We start from the raw sequence: 21,400 nt of genomic DNA, 5'->3' as shown, positions 1-21,400 counted from the left end.
GTCGGACCGAAACGTCTCGAGGGGCTAGGCGCTGGAGCTGGACAATTCTCTGAGTGCATTTAATTCTCTCTTATCAAAAAAAGGAGGACAAAAAAATCCTCCCAGAATATCTGGAAGGATTAGCCGTACCTGTTGCGTGCGCAAATAAAGCTATTCATCATCAATAGCTCAGGCTCTTTTCGCAGAACGCTGTTGTTTTCATAGGGGTAAGATCGATTACCCCATCGCCCCTCCGAATATTTATTCAGAAGTCAACGTTCGAAAAACAACAATGTTCAAGAAAACAGCCATATGAAAAAATGGGCAGACTAATCCTATTTTGGTTGAGTTGAAATCTTTTCTATTTCAATCGCCGCGAAAATAAGATTAGTTCTTCATCGTCCACCCATCACTCCTGTCATTTATTAGTAAATTCACTATACCATGGTTTCTCCAAAAGAGAAAGCCCATTGTTCCCGCGGTTTCCCCGTTCATTGCCTAATATCACTTTGCTCCACTATTTTTAAAATACAATCAAAAAAGGTAATGTTCAAAAAGGATTTGACGCACAATAAGTGGTAAGATAGACACTGGAGACTTGCATACAAAAAGTTTAGTATTTAAAAACATATGGATGAATAAGGACACGTACAGAAAAGACGGGACCATTCTTGGTTGGATGACTGTGTGTGACGTAAAACGAGACGCGTTTTATTCACTTCTTTCTCTGGCTTTTTGTAAAAAGGACCCACATTTCTTACTGCATATTCACTTGAGAGGAGAGTTACGTTTGGATTCAATTTGGTTAGAATACGGATGGACATTATTAATTCTTATCGGCCTTGAAGGCTTGTTATCAGCTGATAACGCCCTTGTACTCGCAGTCATCGCGAAACACCTGCCTGAAGATCAGAAGAAAAAAGCCATCAGCTATGGTATCTTCCTTGCCTTTGCCTTCCGGTTTGGTGCACTATTTGCCATTTCGTTCATCGCCAACGTCTGGCAGATTCAGGCGATCGGTGCTGCTTACCTGCTTTATCTGGGATTGAAGCATGTGATCAAGGCTAAGTTCGGTAAGAAGAATGAGAATATACGTGAAGACACGGAAGAAGAAGCAAAAGGAAAAGGCTTCTGGCCGACAGTCAGCAAGATCGCCCTCGCCGACCTTGCGTTTGCAATCGATTCAATCCTTGCTGCAGTGGCGCTTGCCCTCGGACTTCCGGATTCACCGCTTCCTGATTTCGGAGGCATGGACGGAGGAAAATTCTTGATCGTCGTCCTCGGCGGTATCGCAGGATTGATCTTGATCAAGTATGCCGCAACCTGGTTTGTGAAGCTGCTTGAAACACGCCCGGCACTCGAGACAACTGCTTATGCAATCGTTGCCTGGGTCGGTGTGAAACTTGCAGTTATCACCCTTGCACATGAAGACATTCATGTATTGGCCCATGACTTCCCGCACAGCACACTCTGGACCCTGATTTTCTACGGCGTCCTCGTGGCAATCGCCCTATTAGGATGGTTCGCACCAAGCAACAAGAACTTGAAGGATAAAGAACTGATGTAATCAAAGAAGTGCCTGCCCCGGAAGCATATGGGACAGGCACTTTTTTTATCGTAAAGCTCTTGCTTCGGGTTCCTCTTTTATAAAAACTTCCCTTACAAAAAGTAATCCTCCGCTTCGGGCAGTACCTTCCTCCCCTCGGCAAACAATCCCTTCACAGCTTCAAGTATCCCTTCCGTCCGTGCATACACATACATTTCCCTTTTAAAAGGAGTGGTGCGGATCGGCAGAAAAAGGACACCTCGGTATGCAATTTGCTGAACCATCATCCTGGGGAGATACGCGACCCCTGCGCCCAATGATACGAGCCCTGCCATCGCGTGATACTGCGTTTCAATCACCTGCCCATCAAAGTTATGTTCCTTCATGACCCTTCGGATTTTTTCAGAAAGCGCCCCCTTTGAAGGGATGATCTGCGGTTGAGTCAGACAATCCTCGATCGTTACTTTCTGTTTCAAAGCCAATGGGGAGTCGATCGGAACAGCCGCAAAAAACTCGTCGGTGAATAAGTAAACTGAAGGAAAGTTTTTATATGAGGCGAGGTCTTGTATAATGGCGGCATCTATTTCATCTGCCTCCAACAATGGGATCAGATCTTGACTATCGTCTTCGATCGCCGTTACATGAACGTTTGCATGCTGCAAGCGTTCATAATATTCATGCAAGAAATAAGAAGTCAGGTAAGGGGTTGAGCCGAAACGGATTTCTTCGAATGCTTGATAGCGCTCGACTGTTTGATGGATCCGTTCAAACATAGGGGATAGCTCCCTATACAGCCCTTCACCCTTTTTGGTCAGTTTCACTCCATAGGAGGATCTGTCAAAAAGGGTGAAACCGAGTTCTTCTTCAAGCCCTTTCATTTGTTTACTGAGGGCTGGCTGCGAAATATATAAACCCTTCGCCGCTTTCGTAAAACTCCGCTGCCTCGCCACTTCGATAAAAGCGTTCAATTTCTGTAACACACCTATGCCCTCCTTCGCTTTCATGTCTCTATTATAACCTAGGGTTATCATGTCATAACAAATCGATAGTACCGATTCTCCTCTCACTCCCTTTATCCTGAAAATAGAAAGAAAGTTGGAGGGATGAACATGAGAACCTATCTTCTTTTGATAATCTCAATTCTATGCGAGGTGACCGGGGCGACGTTCATGAAACATGCTGATGGCTTTTCGGATTACCGTGCCGGCATTATGGTCGTCATCTGTTATGCACTCGCGGTCACCCTGTATATTTTTATAGTAAAAGAAAACGAAATCGGCATCATCAACGCATTATGGTCAGGCGGCGGTACCATGCTTGTGACACTTCTCGGCATTGTGCTATTCAATGAATCCGTGACCCTGTCCAAGTTCCTAGGTCTTGCCATGATCTTAACCGGGATCACCGGTTTGACTCTGAAACCAGGAAAACACGCTGAAGAAAGGGGATTTTACTAGATGGGATACCTCATTCTCTCGCTCATTTTTGCAGCAATCGGGAACATCTGTGTGAAACTGTCATCGGGATTTCACAGATGGCTCCCGAGTACAGCAGCCTTCGTACTGATCGGCGCCTGCCTTTATTTCCTGACGCTCAGTGTACAAACCATGGAAGTAGGGGTTGCTTATGCCATTTGGTCCGGGGTTTCCATTGCGGCCACCACCTTGTTCGGAATCTTCTTTTTTAAAGAAAAAGCAGATGTAAGAAAATTCATCTTTGTCGGTTTGATCATTCTGGGAGTGCTCGTCCTTCAATCATGACCTTCTCTGAACAAGCCAATAAAAAACGACTTCCCATATGAAGTCGTTTTTTTGCCGGTCATGGCTGGTTCCAGAACAGGAGTGAAGCTAGGGGAATAACTGCCGACAGCACCAGTATCAAAGAATTCCCGATAATCCCGGCAGCTTTGAACCCGCCCCTGGATTTAAACGCCATCAAAAGCCCTGCCAAAGGAAGGATAACGACAAAAAGGATCATCACCTTTCCTGGCACCAGCTCATTCCCGGAAACCGAAAACATTGTGAAAACATAGAGCATAGCCGCTATGGCAAAGAAAATAACTGATATCAGACCGTATTTATTCATCTCGAGACCCCATTTCCACCGCTTGATATTTCCATTATATTACTTTTGTTGAATTTTCATCAATTGTTTTTAGCAGGGACAGCTTCAATTATTTGGTGCGCATTAGGGTCCGCACCAAAAGGGCCCCGTGCTCATACACGGGGCCTTTCCTGTCTTCTATCTTAAAGCAGTGCAAGCCTCAACTCCCACTGCCCATCTTTCTGCTATACCCCAGGGAACCATCCCGGCGTATTGGTAATCGCGTTCCACAGCGGATCCGGTACAACCAGTTCCTCCTGCTTCTCTTTATTGATCTCCGTCACGATTTCATCTTCTCTTCCTTCTGCAATCTTCTGAACCCAATCCGGGTCGATGATGAGCTCGCGGCCAAGCGCCAATAATGGGACATCTGTCTCGTCGAATGCTTTGCGCGCGTCCTCTGCAGAGTAAATCGAACCTACCCCGATCAACGGCGTGCGCCCTCCAATCGTTTCGAGCAGATACTCCATTCTTGGCTTCTCAGTATCTTCCACGCCTCTTCTTGGCTTTGAGAAGAAATCGAACAGGGATACATGCAGATAATCAAGTTCCTTATCTGACAGCGCATCCACCAGCGCAAGCGTATCGCCCATCGAGAATCCATTCTCTTCAGGCTCTTCAGGTGAAAAGCGGTATCCGACGAGGAAAGAAGAATCCGCATGCTCATCGACCACTTCCTTCACTTTATCGACGATCGCCAGCGGAAACGTCATGCGCTTCTCCAGGCTGCCGCCGAAACGGTCTTCCCGCTGATTCGTCATCGGAGAGAAGAACTGATGGATGAGGTAACCGTTCGCCCCGTGGATTTCGACACCGTCATAGCCTGCCTCGATCGCACGGCGTGTCGTCTCACCGAACGCTTCGATGATCTCCTTCACCTCACGCTCCGTTAAGGCCCTTGCTTTCTTGTCCCCATTTTCATCCTTCACGTCACTCGCACTAACTACGTCACCGTCAGGAACCAGATCCGGGGGACACTGCACACCGCCATGGAAAATCTGCAGGACTGCCTTCGCACCTTGATCCTTGATCGCCTTTGCCAGTCTCTCAAGGCTTGGGATCATCTCATCGGAGTCCCCGCCAAACTCTCCAGGGAACCCTTTCCCGTCCGGCGTCACATACGTACAAGCGGTGATGACCATGCTGACATCCTTGGAACGGCGTGCATAGTACTCCAATTCTGCATCCGTTACATTTCCCTCATCATCTGAGGAAAAGTTGGTCATCGGAGCCATGATGATGCGATTCTTCAGCTCTACTCCATTTCTGAATGTATATGGTGATAACAGTTCTTTATATTGTTCATTCATGATATTGCCTCCTTCTCGTTGTTCAAGGCTATCTTAGTAGATGACAACAGATTTGACTATATATCTGCTTATTCGATGTGCTGGTTCTCCCATCTTACATAAAAAAAGGACCGGACTCTCACCCGATCCTCCTTCTTCACCTTAATCCACTTCCCTGACCTCAATCGGAATCAACGTCCGCTCGAGCTGCTCACGATGAGCTTCATACTGCTCGGGCAGCATCAACTTCTCCCCCATTGTTTCCTGTGACTCATCATGGGCAAATCCCGGCGGGTCCGTAGCGATTTCAAATAGGATTTCGCCCTGTTCCCGGAAGTAAATCGCATTAAAATAGTTCCGGTCGATGACAGGCGTGACCCCGTATCCATGATCCGACACGAGCTTTTGCCATTCCAGCTGATCCACGTCATCATCGGCGCGCCATGCGATATGGTGAACCGTGCCGGCACCCATCCGGCCACGTCCGACAGAGGACATCTTCAGATCGATGACGTTTCCGATATCAGAAGCGGAACGATAACGGGCGATATCCCCTTCTTTGCCGACGAATTCAAGACCCATGACATTTTCCAGCAATCCAGCGGTCTTTTCCGGCTGTACCGATAATAATGTGGCGCCTCCGAACCCTTTGATCGCGACCTCGGGGGTCACCCCGCCAAAGCTCCATGTGTTCGGTGCTCCTTCTTCCCTCTCCACGATTTCCAAGTGAAGGCCATGAGGGGCATCGAATTCCACATACGTTTCATCGAAGCGCTCTACTTTTGTAAAAGGAATATCGAAAGCCTCTAATCGCTTTTCCCAGAAAGGAAGCGCGCCCTCAGGTACAACATAAGAAGTAACTCCAACCTGGCCATCACCGATGACACCTTGCTGCGCACCGGCCCACGGAAAGAACGTGATGATGGTCCCCGGTCTCCCGCTTTCATCCCCGAAGTAGAGATGATACGTGCCCGGGTCATCGAAGTTCACTGTTTTTTTCACCAGCCTCAATCCCAGCACCCCTGCGTAAAAATCAACATTCTCCTGAGGGTGGCCGACGATCGCTGTTATATGATGGATTCCCATTGTCTTCTTTTTCATATTCACCACTCCTTTTGCGTGCTGTTAGTATTTACCCTCTTCATGTTTAAAATAAGAGTGCATCCACTGCGTATTGACCCGGTCCGATCAACGCAATCCCAATCGCCACCGCAATAAGCGTCAAGTTATATTCATACCCATTTGAAGTTGCCCATACTCCATTGGAGCCGTGCACCTTGATGATCGCCATGATCATCGTTGCTGCAATCAGGATCCCTCCAAGCGGAGTAAGAAGCCCGAGCGCAAATAATATTCCTCCAATCAGTTCTGAAAGCCCCGCGAGAAGGGCCATCGTCACACCCGGTTTCATCCCGATGGATTCAAACCAGCCCCCGGTACCCTTCAATCCATGACCGCCGAACCATCCAAACAATTTCTGCGCTCCGTGACCAATGAACAACACACCAATGACTAAACGTATGATTAATAAACCAAGATCTATCATCTTTCATTCCTCCTAATTTTTTATCTCGAATTCGAGATATTTACCCAAAAAATTTTATTCACGACCCGATTGAACACAGTAGAGTAAAGTCCACACATCTCCCCTTTTCTGTCACTGCGTCACCTGTCGGACAAATTATCTCGAATTTAAATATCTTGAATATGAGATAATAGTAAATCATCTATGATCAGTTGTCAATGGTCGATTGACATTTTTATTAAAATTGGGCTTGGCACTGATTTAACCCAGCCCTCATAAAAAGAAGCCCCTCATTCCATGAGGGGCTTCCTTCATATTAAAACCCTAATAACTGCAGGATATATCCTCCCACAACGCCGATGATGACAATCAGCCATGCAGGAACTTTCCATACGTTCAGCAGAGCGAATAAAATGACTGCCAGGGCAAAGTCAGATCCATCAAGGATCGAGCTTTTGATCACCGGATCATAGAAAGCCGCCAGCAGGATTCCTACCACACTCGCGTTCACTCCCATAAGGATTCCTTGGAAGGCGGCGCGCTTCCGCAGTTCACTCAGGAAAGGCAGGGCAGCAACAATGAGCAGGAATGAAGGCAAGAAGATGGCAATCGTCGCCACTACAGCTCCCGTTACCCCTTCCATCATCGTCCCGAGATAACTGGAGAAAGTGAACAATGGGCCAGGGACCGCCTGTGCCATTCCATACCCCGCCAGAAATTCATCCGCTGACAGCAAACCTTGCGGGACCAACTCCCTCTCAATCATCGGCAGGACCACGTGACCGCCGCCGAATACAAGTGCCCCGACTCTGAAGAAGATATCAAAAATGTTGAGCAGCGCATTGTTGAATGTGTTATTCAAGATCGGCAGCAAAATCAGCGCTGCTGATAAAATCGATAATGAGGCGACTCCCGTCTTTTTAGAAATACTGACATGGAACGGTTCGATTTTAGACTCTGCTTTATTCTTGAACAGCTTCCATCCCAGTAATCCGGCAGCCACAATGATCAAGATCTGGATCCAGGCAGACGGATACAACAGCATGATCAGCGCTGCTCCGAGGGCGATTGCCATCCTGGTTTTATCAGGAGTCAGCTTTTTACCGAGGCCGATCAGGGCATGAAGGACAACCGCAGCCGCTACGACCTTCAGGCTGTGTATAAACCCTGCATCCCCAAGCGTAAAGGTCTGATAGAGTAAAGCAAAAATCACAAGGACAATGACGGAAGGAAGCGTAAATCCTAAGAAAGAGATGACTCCTCCCAATATCCCCCCGCGGAGCATGCCGATGGATATCCCTACCTGACTGCTCGCCGGTCCCGGAAGGAACTGACACAACGCGATCAAGTCTGCATAGGTCTTATCCGTCAGCCATTTCCTCCTGTCCACGTATTCATCTTTAAAGTAAGCCAAGTGGGCAACAGGCCCGCCAAACGACGTTAACCCGAGCTTTGTCGACGTGAATAATATTTCCAAAAGTATAGCCAAACGGCTTTTATCTTTGAGTTGCTGGTTCAACGTCCAACACCTTCCTTCTATTTAATCTCTTTAAAAAGCTCATACGCCTTCGCCCTTGCTTCCTGGAGGACAATGTCTCCTCTGTCGGTAATGCGGTAATATTTCCGGATCTTCCCATCCACATTGACGTCTTCCTTGCTTAAGAGCCCGTCCTTCTCCATACCGTGAAGAATCGGGTAGAGCGTTCCGGCGCTGATATCATAACCATGCTCATGCAATTCCTCCACCATCCACGATCCATAGATCGGCTCCTCTTTCGCATGATGCAGGATATGGATGTGGATAAAGCCCAGGAACAGTTTTCTCAGCACTTTATTTTCCAATCGAACCCTCCTCAATTTCATTATCTGGTTTCGATATCGAATTTCGATTATGATTTTATACCAAGTACATCACCAATTCAAGACCACCCGGAAAACTTTACACATGCTTAACATTCCTTATAAGCCGGAAAGCCTCTGTCGTTTATGTAATCGACCATACAAAAAGGGAACACCTGATAAAAAACAGGACGTTCCCTTTTCATTAACCACTATATACACTGGCACAAGTTCCAGCTGCCGGCTCGTAATAACAATGATTTTTATACTGTCCCGCAAATGGCTGGCCGTACCAGGTCGGAGGACAAGGCGCATATGGATTAAAATACCAAAGAGCATATTTGCCCGGGTGCTGCCTCCAATAATCGAGATTCTTTTTTGCCAGATTCTTTTCAACCGATCTTGCTCTGTTGTAGAAAAGATTCCCTTTTTGAACCGCTTCAAACGAATAGTTTCCTCCTTGGACTTGATAAATGACATCATAAATGGTCCTTACCTTCTTAAAATCCAAACAGTCCGCTACCGCACGATTAACGATGACATTACCGACGTATAACATTCCCTGCTTCCCTTCACCTTCTGCTTCCGCCCGCATCATCCTGGCCATCAGGGCAATATCTGAATCCTTGTACTTCACTCTTGGCATTTTACTCACCTCAAAAATAGTGTATGAGAAAAGAATGCGTTGATGTCTTGATTTATTAATTTGGCTTTTAAAATGATGCTGCCCGTTCTCACTGAAGACGTTCCTACCAAGGTTGGCCAATAAGAAGGACTGCCCCCATGCACTAAAGTAATTCAGGGGGCAGCCCTCATCCACGGCCCGACAGGACTGCTCCTGCCTAGTGATACATGGACATTACATTCTCTATATCACCAATCAATTGATCGATTTCAGCCTGTGATAAACGTAAAGGCATTTGATCATATAGCGTGATGATCTGCCCATCATCTTCATGCTGATGTTTTTTTAGATATTCATAAATATGATCGATCTGATTTTTCTTGAGGACCGATTCTGTATCAAAATCCTTCACTTTCTTCAATGAAAATTCATTCATGACTGAATCGAATTCGCCTGTGATAATGGACCCCTGCAGGAACATGGCCTCACTCCTCATTATAAGTATACGTTAGTGTACCCCCAACAGAAGGAACAACATGCGCCGTTGAACACGGACTTTATCCGTTCTCTGCTAAAGCTGCATCCGATTTTATTAAACATATGAACGAATAATCCCCCAATTTTTTCTTAAACTAAAAAGATAAACACGTTCGGTTGTACGAGTATGAATTTAATGAATATGCAATGATCAATTAGAGGGTCAACAGGTTAGGAATCAGGAGGAAACACGATGCTAGAGCAAAAGATGCAAAAAATATATGAAGACATGCATCACGCCTACTTAGAAAAATTCGTCATATGGCAGCAAGAAATTTTATTCGGGTGGCAATGGTGGTTCGGGGTATTGCTTACGGTCGTTCCATGGATCCTATGGGCAATATTTCACCCGAGACAAAGCACCCACCGCTTATTATATATCGCCTTTTTTGTCATGGTCGTCGCTATATGGCTCGACAGTCTTGGGGTGCAGTTGGACTTCTGGCATTACAACTATGAGGTTCTGCCCTTCTCACCGTCCTATAAACCTTGGGATATCACCCTGATTCCTGTCTTGACGATCGTCTTCATTCAAATAAAACCTGCGGCCAGCCCTTTTCTGAAAGGGATCATCTATTCGGCTTTCGTCGCATTCATTGCTGAGCCAGCCTTCGTCTGGAGTGGTTTTGTTGTCTACACGAACTGGGAATACATTTATTCTTTCCCGATCTATTTAGTGATTTACTTGATCTCCCACTTCCTTAGTACCAGAACACATTTTGACCGCCTGACCTGAAAGTAGAGGGGATAGACAAGCTGCCTTTCCAAAAAACAAGGGCCTGGCCCCGGTACACTAAATCATCAGCATACCGGGAGCCAGGCCCTTTTGTCATTCCCATTACCGATTCACTTTTAACAATCGCAGGGCATTCAAGATCACGATGATCGCAGCCCCCGTATCACTCAAGACTGCCAGCCAAAGAGTGAGCCAGCCTGGAAAGATCAAGGCAAGTGCCACAAATTTCACGATCAATGAGAACCAGATGTTTTGTTTGATGATTCTAAGGGCTCTTCTGCTTAAATTGATCGTGTGTGGCAGTTTCTCTAAGTTATCCGCCATTAACACGACATCTGCCGTTTCCATGGCTGTGTCTGTTCCGGCACCGCCCATCGCGATCCCCAGATCGGCTGTCGCAAGGGCAGGGGCATCGTTAATACCGTCCCCGACCATGGCCACTTTATGGCCTTCATTTTGCAGCTTCTTGATGGCATCCACTTTATCTTCCGGTAAAAGTTCGGCAAAATATCGATTTACACTCGCTTCCTTTGAAATCAATCTGGCTGTGCCTTCATTATCGCCCGTCAGCATCACGACCTGGCCGACTCCGACTCTCTTCAAGCCGTCCAACGCATGTACGGTCGTTGTTCTGATCGAGTCAGCGACAGCGATGACCCCGAGGATTCTCTCGTCTGTACCGATGATCACGACAGTCTTTCCTGTACCCTGAAGCTCTTGAACGACAGGTTCAGCCTCTCCTAAATGGATATTCCTTTCTTCAAAGAGCCTTGCATTCCCTGCATAGTGGATAACCCCGTCAATCGTTGCCTGGACGCCTTTCCCCACGATGCTTTTGAATGACTCGCCGCTTTCAGGTTCGATCCCTTTTTCATTGGCATACGCCACAATAGTCTGTGCGATCGGGTGGGTCGAATAATCCTCCAATGTTAGGGCGATCGCAAGCAGCTCATCTTCTGATGTGTTGAAGACCTTGATCTCGGAAACCTTTGGCTTCCCTTCAGTCAAGGTGCCCGTTTTATCAAAAGCAATCGACGTGATCGACCCTGCTTTTTCAAGGAATGTACCGCCTTTGATCAAGACCCCGTTCTTTGCCGCATTCCCGATTGCAGAAACGATTGCAACAGGAGTGGAAATAACGAGCGCACAAGGACAGGCAACGACTAACAATTCAAGCCCTTTATAAAACCATTCTCCCCATGTGCCAAAGCCTATTAACGGCGGGAGCACCATGACAACCAGCGCCAGCACGAACACGATGGGCGTATATACAGCCGCAAACTTATCGATGAACGCCTGTGTGGGTGCCTTCTGTTCCTGTGCTTCCTCCACCAGGTGAATGATCTTCGCAATGGTTGTATCTTCAGCCAGCTTCGTCACTCTTATTTCAAGTGACCCATTCTCATTGATCGTTCCCGCATAGACGCCATCCCCGGCTTCTTTATCCACCGGGATCGATTCACCTGTAATCGGCGCTTGATTGATACTCGATTCACCGTTTATGATCTCCCCGTCCAGCGGGATTCGATCTCCGGGTTTCACGATTAATATGTCACCGACGGACACTTCTTCAACTGGCTTCTTCGTTAATTGAGACCCCACTTTGATCCACGCTTCCGATGGTGCAAGATTCATAAGGTTCCGGATCGAACTTCTCGTCTTCTCAATCGACATCGTTTGAAGAGCGGTTCCAAGGGCAAATAGCCAGACGACCGTGGCCCCCTCCAGCCATTCACCAATCAAGGCAGCGCCAATGGCAGCCGCTGACATCAGTACGTTCATGTCCAATGAACGGCTTCTGATAGAATAGTAGGCACTTCTCACCGGCTTATACCCGCTGATGACCATGGCAGCGGAGTACAATAATGTTGTAATTAAGCTTGAAACACCAGTGAAAGATCCGATGAACCCTAATGCAATCAGGATCCCTGAAGTGATGATACCACCGTATCCTTCTTTTTGTGCTCCATCTGCTGACGGTTTATTTTTTAAAAGCAGAGACGCTTTAAAACCGATTTTTGACACTTCCGATACGATCTCTTCCACACTGTTCTCATGCTCCACTTTCATTTTTCCAGTCGAAAAGTTGACACTTACACTCTGGACTGAGGGGATCGTATTCAAATGGTTCTCGATGCTTTTCGCACAGCTGCCGCAATCCATTCCTTCAACGGTATACACCTTCATATTATTGTTCTGTTTCACGGGCTCGATCTTAAATCCAAGCTTCTCTACCTCAGACTCCACTTGTTCAAAATCGTCCCCCGTTACTTTCAGTTTTCCAGAATTATAGTGTACCTTTGCTTCCTCTATATTTGCTAACTTGCTCAGCCCTTTTTCAATGGACAGAGCACAAGATGGACAGTCCATCCCGTATATCCGGTATTCAGCCTTCTCACCTTTTGGAGATTCACTCTCGCTCGTGCAGCAAGATTTTGCAGCCGCTTCACTCGAAGCAGCGGGTTCCTGACTGCTGCAGCAAGTTGAAGACGCAGCTTCATTCTCCTCATCGGTTTCCGAATTGTTGCAGCACGCTGCGGGTTTCGGGGCTTCAGGCGGTACATCAACTTCCGTATTCCCGATGCCGGCGGATGATTCCACACGATCTCTTTGTTCTGTTTGTTTCGAACTGCAACAGCTTGTTTTCTCTATCTTCTCATGTTGTTCTCCTTTACTTGAACTGCAGCATGAATCTGCCATGTCTCCCACCCCCTAAACGATATGATTTTTACAGCATGCAACATCATTCTGGACTTCATCCAGGACAACATCGAACATCGTCAACAAGTCCCGTACTTGCTGATTACTCAAACTATAGAACGTATACTTCCCTTCCTGCCTTCCGACAATCAGACCGCAGCCCCTCAAGCATGCCAGGTGCTGGGATATATTCGACTGACTCCCATCCAGGTCCTCGACAATCTCGGAAACCGTCTTTTCTTCTTCTTTGATACACTCCAAAATTTGAATCCTTATTTTATGTGCAAATCCCTGCAGGAACTTTACCTTTGTATCTAAATCAAACTTCTCGGTCAATGTGTGCCCCTCCATCATATTAGAAATTTCTAATACGTTTATGGTTAACATATTAGCAATATCTAATATGTGTGTCAAAAACAGTTTAAAAAAAGACAGGGATCACGGTTTCAACTTAAACCATGATCCCTGTCTTAATGGGCATTTATAGTGGTGCCAGGCACAAAAACACCGATTTGTTCCTGGCACAAATCCCCCTAATTGTGCCTGGCACAAAACAATCAATTTGTTCCTGGCACAAGCCAATAAAGCCAATGACACCACCTCACCCGATAGCATCATTCACGTCCATACAAACTCCAACTCACCTAAACAAATCCAAAAACAACTCCCAGAACCCTTTCTCCTTCTCAGGCTCTGCTTTCTTCTCTTTCACTTCTTCCTTCTCGATGCTCTCCGTCTTGATCACGAACTGCACGGAAGATACCTTTTCATTCTTCTCAGAAACGAACGACACAGGTTCGAAATCGGACTTATCGTACTCATCCATCATCTTATTGATTTCCTGCTGCATCTTGTCAGGCAGGTCCTTTGTTTCTTGATGCAGCTCTGACGTTCCATCGTGAAGATCGCTGACACCGCCAGCTAATTCACTGGTTCCGCCGGCAAGCTCAACGATTCCAGAATGCAGCTTTCCGTATGAAGAGGATAATTGACCCACACCTTCTGTATAGCTAACCAATCCACTGTGGAACTCACCGTATTTGGCTGACAGCTCACTCAGGCCTTTTTGCAGCTCAGCAAGTCCGCTCATATCCATTTCTTGCAAGGAAGCAGAAAGATTATTCGAGATGGACGTCAACTGGCCGCTGACCTCGGTCACTGCGCCGCTCATCTGATTCAACGACGGTTCTACTGCTGCGAACGCAGAGTTCACCCTGTCATACGTCCCTTTCACCTTTTGCGCGGCTGCATGGGATGCAGCCAGCTTATCCACGACCTCCGGATTAGCAGCACTCTCACGGAGTGCAGCGATCTCCTCCTTCGTCACCTGACTCGCTGGGATTTCCTTGATCGCCCCGTCCAGTGCCGCATAAGCTTGTGAATAATTATCCTGCAGCTTCGTCATTCCGGCTGCCGTTTCATTCAGTCCGCCTGCTAATTGATTCAGCCCCGCAGGCAATTCATTCAGGCTTGAAAGGTCCGTTTCAGAAGACTGCCCTGCAAGGGATTGATTGATGGTTCCCAGCGCATCACGGATGGAGCCCGACGCACCGACAAGCTGAGATGAAGAGCCGTTCAATTCAGCCACGCCATTTTTATATTGCGCAGAACCATCACGAAGGCCGGCCGCCCCGTTATTCAGCTGGGCAACGCCGTCCTCAAGCTCGGCCACACCATCATTCAGCTTCCCAATTGCATTCGACAACTCCGACATATCGTCAGTCATGCCCTCAGTCCCCGTCGTATCGATCGGAAGCGTAGATGGAACCGCGGCGATCTCGACTCCCTTGAACTCGAAGTCCTTTACATCCGCTTCCACCGTCAGCTTCTTCTCTTTTCCAGGCATGACGGTGAACGTGATCTGCTTATTCTTACCCGCATTCGCCACCATGCCGTCAGCCGCTTCGATGTTCTCATACGTATTCGGCAGGCTCATTGACACCTGCAATAAGTAGTTCTCATAGAAGACAGAATCGCCGTTCGTATTCTCAGCCGTATCGATGTGGATTTCAAGATGCCCGCTCTTTCCGGCAAGTCCGGATGGATCCACTTTCTGCCCATCCAGCATATATGAAACCTTCACATCCCACGGCAATTTCGTATTCTCATTCATATTCCCTTGATACGTGAACTTTCCTTCAGGGGCTTCCATTTCAATCTTCTGCCCCTCCTGCTCAAGCTCCTTCATATCAGTCAGGTTCTTCACGCTGCTGTACTGACCGTAATCAAGGATCTTCCCGGCACGCGCCACATCGAACGTGTTCACGACGTAGATATGATCAAGGCCCCCGTCAGCATCCAGCGTCGCATACACCACTTCATCCTTCGACGTGACCTTTCCTTCCTCCGCCGCCGAAGCAGGCACACTTAGAAATGAAGGCAAGAACAGCATCAATGCAAGCGCACTATATGTCAGTTGTTTTTTTCCCATATCATTTCTCCTCATAATAATTTGCTTTATAGGTTGTTTTCTTAATGACTTTATCAAATACCAGAAGCATTGCCGGCAGAACGAACAATACCATCACAAAGGCAAGCAGGGCTCCTCTTCCCATCAACAGACCGATAGATCCCACGATTGGATTGGACGATGTGATCCAAAGGATGAATCCGACACTTGAAAGGATTGCAGCCGATATCGAAATCGAGAACGTCTTTTCATCAAGCGTCCTCACCATCGCCTCTTTGGCAGGCATCTCCTTGCGGTAATGGGTGTAAGCCTCAGTGAATAGAATTCCATAATCGACCGTTGCCGCCAGCTGTACCGTACTGATAATCAAATATCCGACGAACACGAGTGACGTATTCGTAAAGTATGGAATTGACAGATTGATCCAGACCGCTGATTCGATCGTGATGAGCAGCACCACAGGAATTGAAATTGACCGGAAGCTGAACAGCAGCACAAGCGCAATCGTCACGACCGTCAGCACATTCACGACCACATTATCCTTCGTGACTGTATTTTTAATATCAAAAAGCGTCACGCTTTCCCCGAGTGCCAAGGCCTCATCCCCATAATACCCGGAAGCCGCTTTTTTCACCTTTTCCACGATTGAAAAAGGGACCTCGCCTTCAGTGCCCTGATTCGTGTTGATGACGATCCGGCTGTAATTCTCAGAATAGAATTCATCCGTGATCGATTTGTCAAGATAGTCAGGCGGGATTTCGGTCCCTACCTGATTCACATAGGCGATAACACCCGTCACATAGTCGAGACTCTCAATATCCTCGACCAGTTCTTTCTCTTTCGCCATATCCCCCTTAGGCACAAGCAGCACGATCGGCGTCGTCTCCCCGAACGCCTCTTCGACCTTCTTGAAGTCCCTGCCGACACGTGTATCCTCAGGTGCTTCGCCCGACCCGTATATGAACTTCGTATTCGTCTGTCCCAGGAAAGCAGGAACCAGAATCGCAAATACTAAAACCAGGCTCGGGATCTTCAGTTTCAATACCTTATTCCCGATCCCCTTGAAGTCCGGCACAAAGCTCCTATGCTTCGTTTTATCCATCCATTTGTAGAAAACTAACGTCAGCGCCGGCAGGAACACCATCACGCTGATGAAACTCAACACGATACCCTTCACCAGGTTCACTCCGAGATCCGATCCGATCTGGAACTCCATGAACGTCAGCGCGATAAACCCGAAAAACGTCGTCGCGGCACTCGCCGTGATCGCAGGGAACGACTTCTTCATCGCAAGTTTCATAGCTTCCTCGGGATCATCCGTCTCCTTCCGGTAGTCGGAAAAACTGTGAAGCAGGAACACCGCATAATCGAGCGATACAGCGAGCTGTAAAATCGGCGCCACCGACTGGGTGACGAACGAAACTTCCCCTAAGAAGATGTTCGTCCCAAGGTTGATCAGAACTGACACCCCGATCGCCGTCAGGAAAAACAGCGGTTCAACCCACGAAGTCGTCGAAATGACCAGGATCAAGATGATCAGCGGGACGAGAAGCATGCCCGCATACATCGATTCGTTCCCCGCCATCTTCTGGGAATTCGCCGTATTGGCAGCTTCCCCGGCAATCGCACCATCTTCCCCGATCAGCTCATACACCTCATCCGTGATCCGGACCTCATCCCCGGTCCGCACACTGATCGAAAACAGTGCATTTCCATCTTTATAATAATTCTCTACCGTCTCTTGATCCGCCACCTCTAAAGGCGTCTTCAGATCGACCATATCATCGAGCCACATGACATCCGAAACCCCGTCGATGGCCTCAAGCTTTTCTTTATAGGAGAGCGCCTCCTGAATCGACACGTCGGTCACCATGACCCGTGTGTCCGGCACCGCACCCGTAAACTCCTCCTCCATGATATCCATCGCCCGGGTGGCCTGGGCATCATCCGGCAGATAATCGACCATATTATAATTGACCTTCACAAAAAACTGCGCCACTGTAGACAGAATCGTCACCAGCATGAACGCAATAAGTACAGCCTTCTTATGCTTTATGATCCACGATGCTATATTTATCATCTCTCAACCTCACTTGTATCTCTCACATTTTCACCTTATCATTATAATAAACACCGTGTTGGATATTCAACGGACAGTTGTGTAGTGAGTGTTCGTTACACAACACTTCATTACGGGATGTTGGATATCTTACTGGACCGCTAAAAATGGACAGAAAGGAACATCGAAAGTGACCTCTAAAATGGACAGACGCAAACAATACACACGCATGGTTTTAAAAGAGAGCCTGCTGAAACTGCTGCAGGACAAATCCATCTCAAGCATCACCATCAAAGAAATCTGTGAAACCGCAGACATCAACCGCTCCACCTTCTATGCCCACTATGCGAATCAGTACGAACTGCTCGAAGCCATCGAAGAAGAATTCATCGAAGACCTGACCGTCACACTGGGCCAATACAACTTCTCTAAAGAAGAAGAAGCCCTTCAGATGACCGAAAAACTATTCGAATACCTCGCCGAAAAAAGCGGCATCTGCCACACCCTCCTGGGCGAGAACACAGATATGTACTTCCTGAAAAAAGGAATGAAGATCACCCATGAATTCATCTTCAAAAACTGGATCACCGACAGCGAAATCGATCAGGAAACGTATGAATACATCAATATATTTTTAGTGAGCGGAAGTATACATGTGATCAAGAACTGGCTGGAGAACGGGATGGAAAAGACACCTGGGGAAATGGCGGGGATTTTGTACAACTTCATTAATCGGGGATTATCGGGGGTGCAGTAGTGTCCTTGTTTTACATTTAGTAATCAGTGGTTGTCGGAGAATGCGGTAGTATCTCGCTCTAAAGCTGATAAAATAGGCTATGTTTTCATACCAAATCAAAAATACATTTGAAATCAGCCTTCACACGCCGGTCACTCCATAAAGTTGAAGGCTGTTTTAGCTAATTGCACCTTTCATCGAATTAATTGTGCCCTTCATTTGAATAATTGTGCCTTATACATTTTTATTGTGCCTTTGATTAAAATAATTACGCCCTTCGTCCTAGTAATTGTGCCCTTCGTGTCGAATATTCTTTTTTTCCCCATACACAGAAAAAGAAGGGCATCTTCAGATACCCTTCTTTCCTTCGAGCGTTATAAAATCAATCAGTCCGCATGATGAACCGCACATCGATTCGGCCCGATTTCAAGCTCCTGCTTTCTTTCATAGTCAGCTTCCTGCACACCGCGGTTGATCATGATGATTTCTTCAAAGTTAGGAGGCTTCACAGAGCTTGCGGACTTCTCCACATCATTCAGAAACTCCTCCCTTGAAGCCGTGAACATCTTTTCATTGCGCTTACGGATGTTCCCCAAGGTGTCGCCGATGTATCCGTCTTCATTTAGTTCGGCATCAAAGTTCGCATAGTGGGACGGCAGGACAATGACATCATCCGCGATTTCGGATACTTTATTGTAAACGGTATTGTACAGGTCATTCGCCCATTCCCTTACTTTATTTCCAAGGTCCGGACGGCCCAGACCGCTGACGAAGATCGTGTCACCTGAGAATAATAGTTTCTTATTCACGAAGAACGACACGCTTCCCGGTGTATGGCCGGGTGTCTTCACTGCAAGGACCTCTAGCTCGATATCCTTGAACTCGATCTTCTCATGGTCTTCTAATGGGTTGAAGTCGAAGACCGCGCCTTCACTCTTCATCAGGTAGTAAGATCCGCCTGTTTCTTCCGCCAAGTCCTTCCCTCCTGAAATATGGTCGGCGTGCAGGTGTGAGTCCACGATATGGGTAATCTTCGCACCATCCCCCCTTGCTGCACCGATATATTCATCCACGAATCTCGCAGGGTCAACGATCAGCGCCTCATCATCAGAGACAACCATATAAGACAAGCAGCCCTTTCCAACACGCACGAATTGATAGACTTTGATCTTTTCATCTTCATATACCTTCGCTTGGTATAAATGCTCGCTCCATGATTTCATCCCGCCGCTCAGGTATGCTGCTTCAATCCCTTCCTCGTCCAGCATATCAGCCACCATCATCGAAGAACCTTCTTTCGCACAAACCACTAAGATTTCACGATCGGAAGGAAGTTTATCCTTGATTCCATATACACTATCAAGCAGCTCGAAGTATGGCACATTGAGATACTCGAAGTTCTCGCCTTCGATTTTCCAATCCTCGAAGTCGCTGACATTACGGACATCCAGGATAAATGTATTTTCCTTATTTAAGATTTTTTCGCTCACATCTTTAGCCGTCAGTTTTCTAACCGTCATCTCACATTACCCCCTAAGGTATAATTTTATTCAAAAAAAATTTAATGTTTACTTATTTAGTAGTTCCATTACTTTATTCGGATCGAATCCAAGCACCCATTGGCCATTTACTTCAGTTTGCGGGACACCCATCTGTCCGGTCGTTTCGACCAGCTTCCTGGCTGCCACAGGGTCGGCTTGAACATTCACTTATTTAAAAGGGACCCCCTGATCATTTAAAAAGTTCTTCATCATGGTGCAATAAGGACAAGTATTTGTTGAATAAACCGTTACGTTTTGATTCATCATCGATCTCTCCTTTTTCTTTTATGATTTTACTTTATTTACAACTCTTATACCCCTACAGGTATTTTATGAAATAATCTTATTGATGTCAATCAGTTTAATTCTTCTACAGAAAAAATAGGCGCAGATTCCGATCTGGCTTAACTTTTGTAGCATGTCTATATCCATGAGCGTATGTTTCTACACAGCCGCCTCTGTCCGAAGGCAGCCGGACTGCAGCTGCTTGCTTGATTCCTTCTCTTACAGGGAAGGAAAATGATCAAAACAAAAACACATGATCTCCCTCACTTCAGGGTGTCATGTGTTTTACTTTTTGGACGAACAACGTCATCTAGTTCGGGACACAACACCTGTCCCCGCGTCCCACCTGTTCCGCAAAAACTCACAGAACGTCATGATATTCGGTTCTTCTGAACGGACTTTCAAGTTGATCGCTGACGTGATAATCGGTTCGGATATTTGATCGAGGATGGTGATGGATCCATTCGCAATCTCCTGTTTGATCACATTCTCCCCCAGGATTGCGTACCCCGTTCCGTTGAGGACGGCCCGCTTGATCATCTCATCGCTCCCACCGACGGTGATCGTGGATCGAGGGTGCTGACCGCTGCTCTTAAAATAGTGGTCGATGATTGTACTGAAACTGCAATCCTCATTATATGAAATAAAGGCATGATCCCTCAGGATGTCCTCGAAGCTGCGATTCTCCCCTATCGTTGACGAAACGACTACATACGCCCGCTCCTCTTCCAGAAACGTCTTTCTTATATGGATATCGTCGCATTCACTGGCAATGACCGCGATATCGGCCACTTCATCTTTCACACTTTGAATGGCATGGATGCTGTTCAGCGGCAGCAGGCTGACCTTCACTTCAGGGTATACATCGGTATATTCCTTCACCACTTTTGCCAGATGCCTTTGACAATAGTACTCTGACGCAGCAATCGTAAGGACACCTGACGGACCCCGCAGTTCTTCCATCTCTTTTTCAATCTTGTCCATCAATGTAAACAACTGATCCACATGGCCTTTCAGTTTGATCCCTGCCGTCGTCAACATCGTCTTCTTGCCTACCCTCGTGAAAAGGGTATGATTCAGTTCTTTTTCAAGAGATTGTATCTGCAGCGTGATCGTGGGCTGAGAGTAGGTAAGCCGCTTGGCTGCCTTTGTCATATTCAACTCTTCCGCCACGACTTGAAACGTCTTTAATTTTCTTATTTCCATCCCCATCACCGCTTATCAATAAGATCTATTCGGTATTGCCCCTTTAGGGAATCCCCTTATGAAAAATAGCCTAAAAATCTATAAATCTTTTAAATACTTCTATTTACCCCTTTCCCTTACTATACAACAAGATAGAGCACTTGAGCGTGGGATTCTGTCAAATGATGCAGGTTTTCAACCGTTTACTTCCTTTAACAGCTCTTAACATACCAATCTTCCTTATTTTAACTATTAAAAACATTAATAGGTGCGATTTGACCACTTTTAAGAATTGTAGGAAAATT

The 21,400-nt window shown here is 46.8% G+C and carries 20 protein-coding genes and 1 pseudogene; 5 read left to right on the top strand and 16 right to left on the bottom strand.

Features of this window, described 5'->3' with window-relative positions; genetic code table 11:
• The first annotated feature begins 769 nt into the window (after positions 1 to 769).
• Entirely contained in the window at positions 770 to 1,546 is a 777-nt protein-coding gene (locus ACUXV2_RS01995) for a TerC family protein (protein ID WP_446245397.1), read from the top strand.
• Between the two features lie 92 nt (positions 1,547 to 1,638).
• Here ACUXV2_RS01995 and ACUXV2_RS01990 read toward each other — a convergent pair whose 3' ends face one another.
• On the bottom strand, positions 1,639 to 2,505 hold the full coding sequence (locus ACUXV2_RS01990) for a LysR family transcriptional regulator (RefSeq protein WP_446245396.1): 867 nt from the start codon (positions 2,503 to 2,505) through the stop codon (positions 1,639 to 1,641).
• A 129-nt stretch (positions 2,506 to 2,634) separates the two neighbouring features.
• On the opposite strand from ACUXV2_RS01990, the gene ACUXV2_RS01985 reads away from it, so the two are divergent.
• Together ACUXV2_RS01985 and ACUXV2_RS01980 are read left to right on the top strand one after the other, a co-directional pair.
• Entirely contained in the window at positions 2,635 to 2,982 is a 348-nt protein-coding gene (locus tag ACUXV2_RS01985; RefSeq protein ID WP_446245395.1) for a DMT family transporter, read from the top strand.
• Positions 2,983 to 3,285: a DMT family transporter gene (locus tag ACUXV2_RS01980; protein WP_446245394.1), complete on the top strand. Its 303-nt coding sequence runs from the start codon at positions 2,983 to 2,985 to the stop codon at positions 3,283 to 3,285.
• Between the two features lie 58 nt (positions 3,286 to 3,343).
• Here the strand turns inward: ACUXV2_RS01980 and ACUXV2_RS01975 are convergent, their stop codons facing one another.
• From ACUXV2_RS01975 to ACUXV2_RS01940, 8 genes are all read right to left on the bottom strand, one after another.
• Positions 3,344 to 3,610, bottom strand: a complete 267-nt coding sequence (locus ACUXV2_RS01975; protein ID WP_446245393.1) for a hypothetical protein — start codon at positions 3,608 to 3,610, stop codon at positions 3,344 to 3,346.
• Between the two features lie 203 nt (positions 3,611 to 3,813).
• Positions 3,814 to 4,938, bottom strand: a complete 1,125-nt coding sequence (locus ACUXV2_RS01970) for an NADH-dependent flavin oxidoreductase (RefSeq protein WP_446245392.1) — start codon at positions 4,936 to 4,938, stop codon at positions 3,814 to 3,816.
• Between the two features lie 141 nt (positions 4,939 to 5,079).
• Positions 5,080 to 6,018 (bottom strand): ring-cleaving dioxygenase, encoded by a 939-nt coding sequence (locus ACUXV2_RS01965; RefSeq protein ID WP_446245391.1) that lies wholly within the window; start codon positions 6,016 to 6,018, stop codon positions 5,080 to 5,082.
• 46 nt (positions 6,019 to 6,064) lie between these two features.
• Entirely contained in the window at positions 6,065 to 6,463 is a 399-nt protein-coding gene (locus ACUXV2_RS01960) for a DoxX family protein (protein ID WP_446245390.1), read from the bottom strand.
• Between the two features lie 295 nt (positions 6,464 to 6,758).
• Complete coding sequence (chrA, locus tag ACUXV2_RS01955) at positions 6,759 to 7,961, bottom strand: chromate efflux transporter (protein WP_446245389.1); 1,203 nt, start codon at positions 7,959 to 7,961, stop codon at positions 6,759 to 6,761.
• Between the two features lie 17 nt (positions 7,962 to 7,978).
• Positions 7,979 to 8,284, bottom strand: coding sequence for a PadR family transcriptional regulator (locus tag ACUXV2_RS01950; protein WP_446245388.1), 306 nt, complete (start codon positions 8,282 to 8,284; stop codon positions 7,979 to 7,981).
• 202 nt (positions 8,285 to 8,486) lie between these two features.
• The gene (locus ACUXV2_RS01945; RefSeq protein WP_446245387.1) at positions 8,487 to 8,927 is read right to left on the bottom strand and encodes a cell wall hydrolase; all 441 of its coding nucleotides are present in this window, start codon (positions 8,925 to 8,927) and stop codon (positions 8,487 to 8,489) included.
• A gap of 196 nt (positions 8,928 to 9,123) precedes the next feature.
• Positions 9,124 to 9,387 carry a hypothetical protein gene (locus ACUXV2_RS01940; RefSeq protein ID WP_446245386.1) on the bottom strand — a complete coding sequence of 88 codons (264 nt, stop codon included), beginning with the start codon at positions 9,385 to 9,387 and terminating at the stop codon, positions 9,124 to 9,126.
• A gap of 249 nt (positions 9,388 to 9,636) precedes the next feature.
• On the opposite strand from ACUXV2_RS01940, the gene ACUXV2_RS01935 reads away from it, so the two are divergent.
• A complete protein-coding gene (locus ACUXV2_RS01935; RefSeq protein WP_446245385.1) occupies positions 9,637 to 10,179 on the top strand; it encodes a CBO0543 family protein in 543 nt (180 codons plus the stop codon).
• Between the two features lie 102 nt (positions 10,180 to 10,281).
• Here the strand turns inward: ACUXV2_RS01935 and ACUXV2_RS01930 are convergent, their stop codons facing one another.
• The 4 genes from ACUXV2_RS01930 to ACUXV2_RS01915 all read right to left on the bottom strand — a co-directional run bounded on the left by ACUXV2_RS01930 (position 10,282) and on the right by ACUXV2_RS01915 (position 17,369).
• Positions 10,282 to 12,879 (bottom strand): heavy metal translocating P-type ATPase, encoded by a 2,598-nt coding sequence (locus ACUXV2_RS01930; RefSeq protein WP_446245384.1) that lies wholly within the window; start codon positions 12,877 to 12,879, stop codon positions 10,282 to 10,284.
• Positions 12,880 to 12,891: 12 nt separating this feature from the next.
• Entirely contained in the window at positions 12,892 to 13,215 is a 324-nt protein-coding gene (locus tag ACUXV2_RS01925) for an ArsR/SmtB family transcription factor (protein WP_446245383.1), read from the bottom strand.
• 304 nt (positions 13,216 to 13,519) lie between these two features.
• The gene (locus ACUXV2_RS01920) at positions 13,520 to 15,310 is read right to left on the bottom strand and encodes a YhgE/Pip domain-containing protein (protein WP_446245382.1); all 1,791 of its coding nucleotides are present in this window, start codon (positions 15,308 to 15,310) and stop codon (positions 13,520 to 13,522) included.
• A gap of 1 nt (position 15,311) precedes the next feature.
• Entirely contained in the window at positions 15,312 to 17,369 is a 2,058-nt protein-coding gene (locus ACUXV2_RS01915) for an efflux RND transporter permease subunit (RefSeq protein ID WP_446245381.1), read from the bottom strand.
• Positions 17,370 to 17,550: 181 nt separating this feature from the next.
• Here ACUXV2_RS01915 and ACUXV2_RS01910 point away from each other — a divergent pair, with 181 nt between their 5' ends.
• Positions 17,551 to 18,105: a TetR/AcrR family transcriptional regulator gene (locus ACUXV2_RS01910; RefSeq protein ID WP_446245380.1), complete on the top strand. Its 555-nt coding sequence runs from the start codon at positions 17,551 to 17,553 to the stop codon at positions 18,103 to 18,105.
• Between the two features lie 365 nt (positions 18,106 to 18,470).
• Here ACUXV2_RS01910 and ACUXV2_RS01905 read toward each other — a convergent pair whose 3' ends face one another.
• The 3 genes and pseudogenes from ACUXV2_RS01905 to ACUXV2_RS01895 all read right to left on the bottom strand — a co-directional run bounded on the left by ACUXV2_RS01905 (position 18,471) and on the right by ACUXV2_RS01895 (position 21,116).
• Positions 18,471 to 19,604, bottom strand: a complete 1,134-nt coding sequence (locus tag ACUXV2_RS01905; RefSeq protein WP_446245379.1) for an MBL fold metallo-hydrolase — start codon at positions 19,602 to 19,604, stop codon at positions 18,471 to 18,473.
• Between the two features lie 48 nt (positions 19,605 to 19,652).
• Positions 19,653 to 19,889 (bottom strand): annotated as a pseudogene (locus tag ACUXV2_RS01900) (glutaredoxin family protein).
• Between the two features lie 327 nt (positions 19,890 to 20,216).
• A complete protein-coding gene (locus tag ACUXV2_RS01895; RefSeq protein WP_446245378.1) occupies positions 20,217 to 21,116 on the bottom strand; it encodes a LysR family transcriptional regulator in 900 nt (299 codons plus the stop codon).
• Between the last annotated feature and the right edge of the window lie 284 nt (positions 21,117 to 21,400).

Source organism: Rossellomorea sp. NS-SX7 (assembly GCF_052828565.1).
The sequence above is the reverse complement of the archived record's forward strand: the minus strand, read 5'-3'. Positions and strand labels throughout refer to the sequence as shown.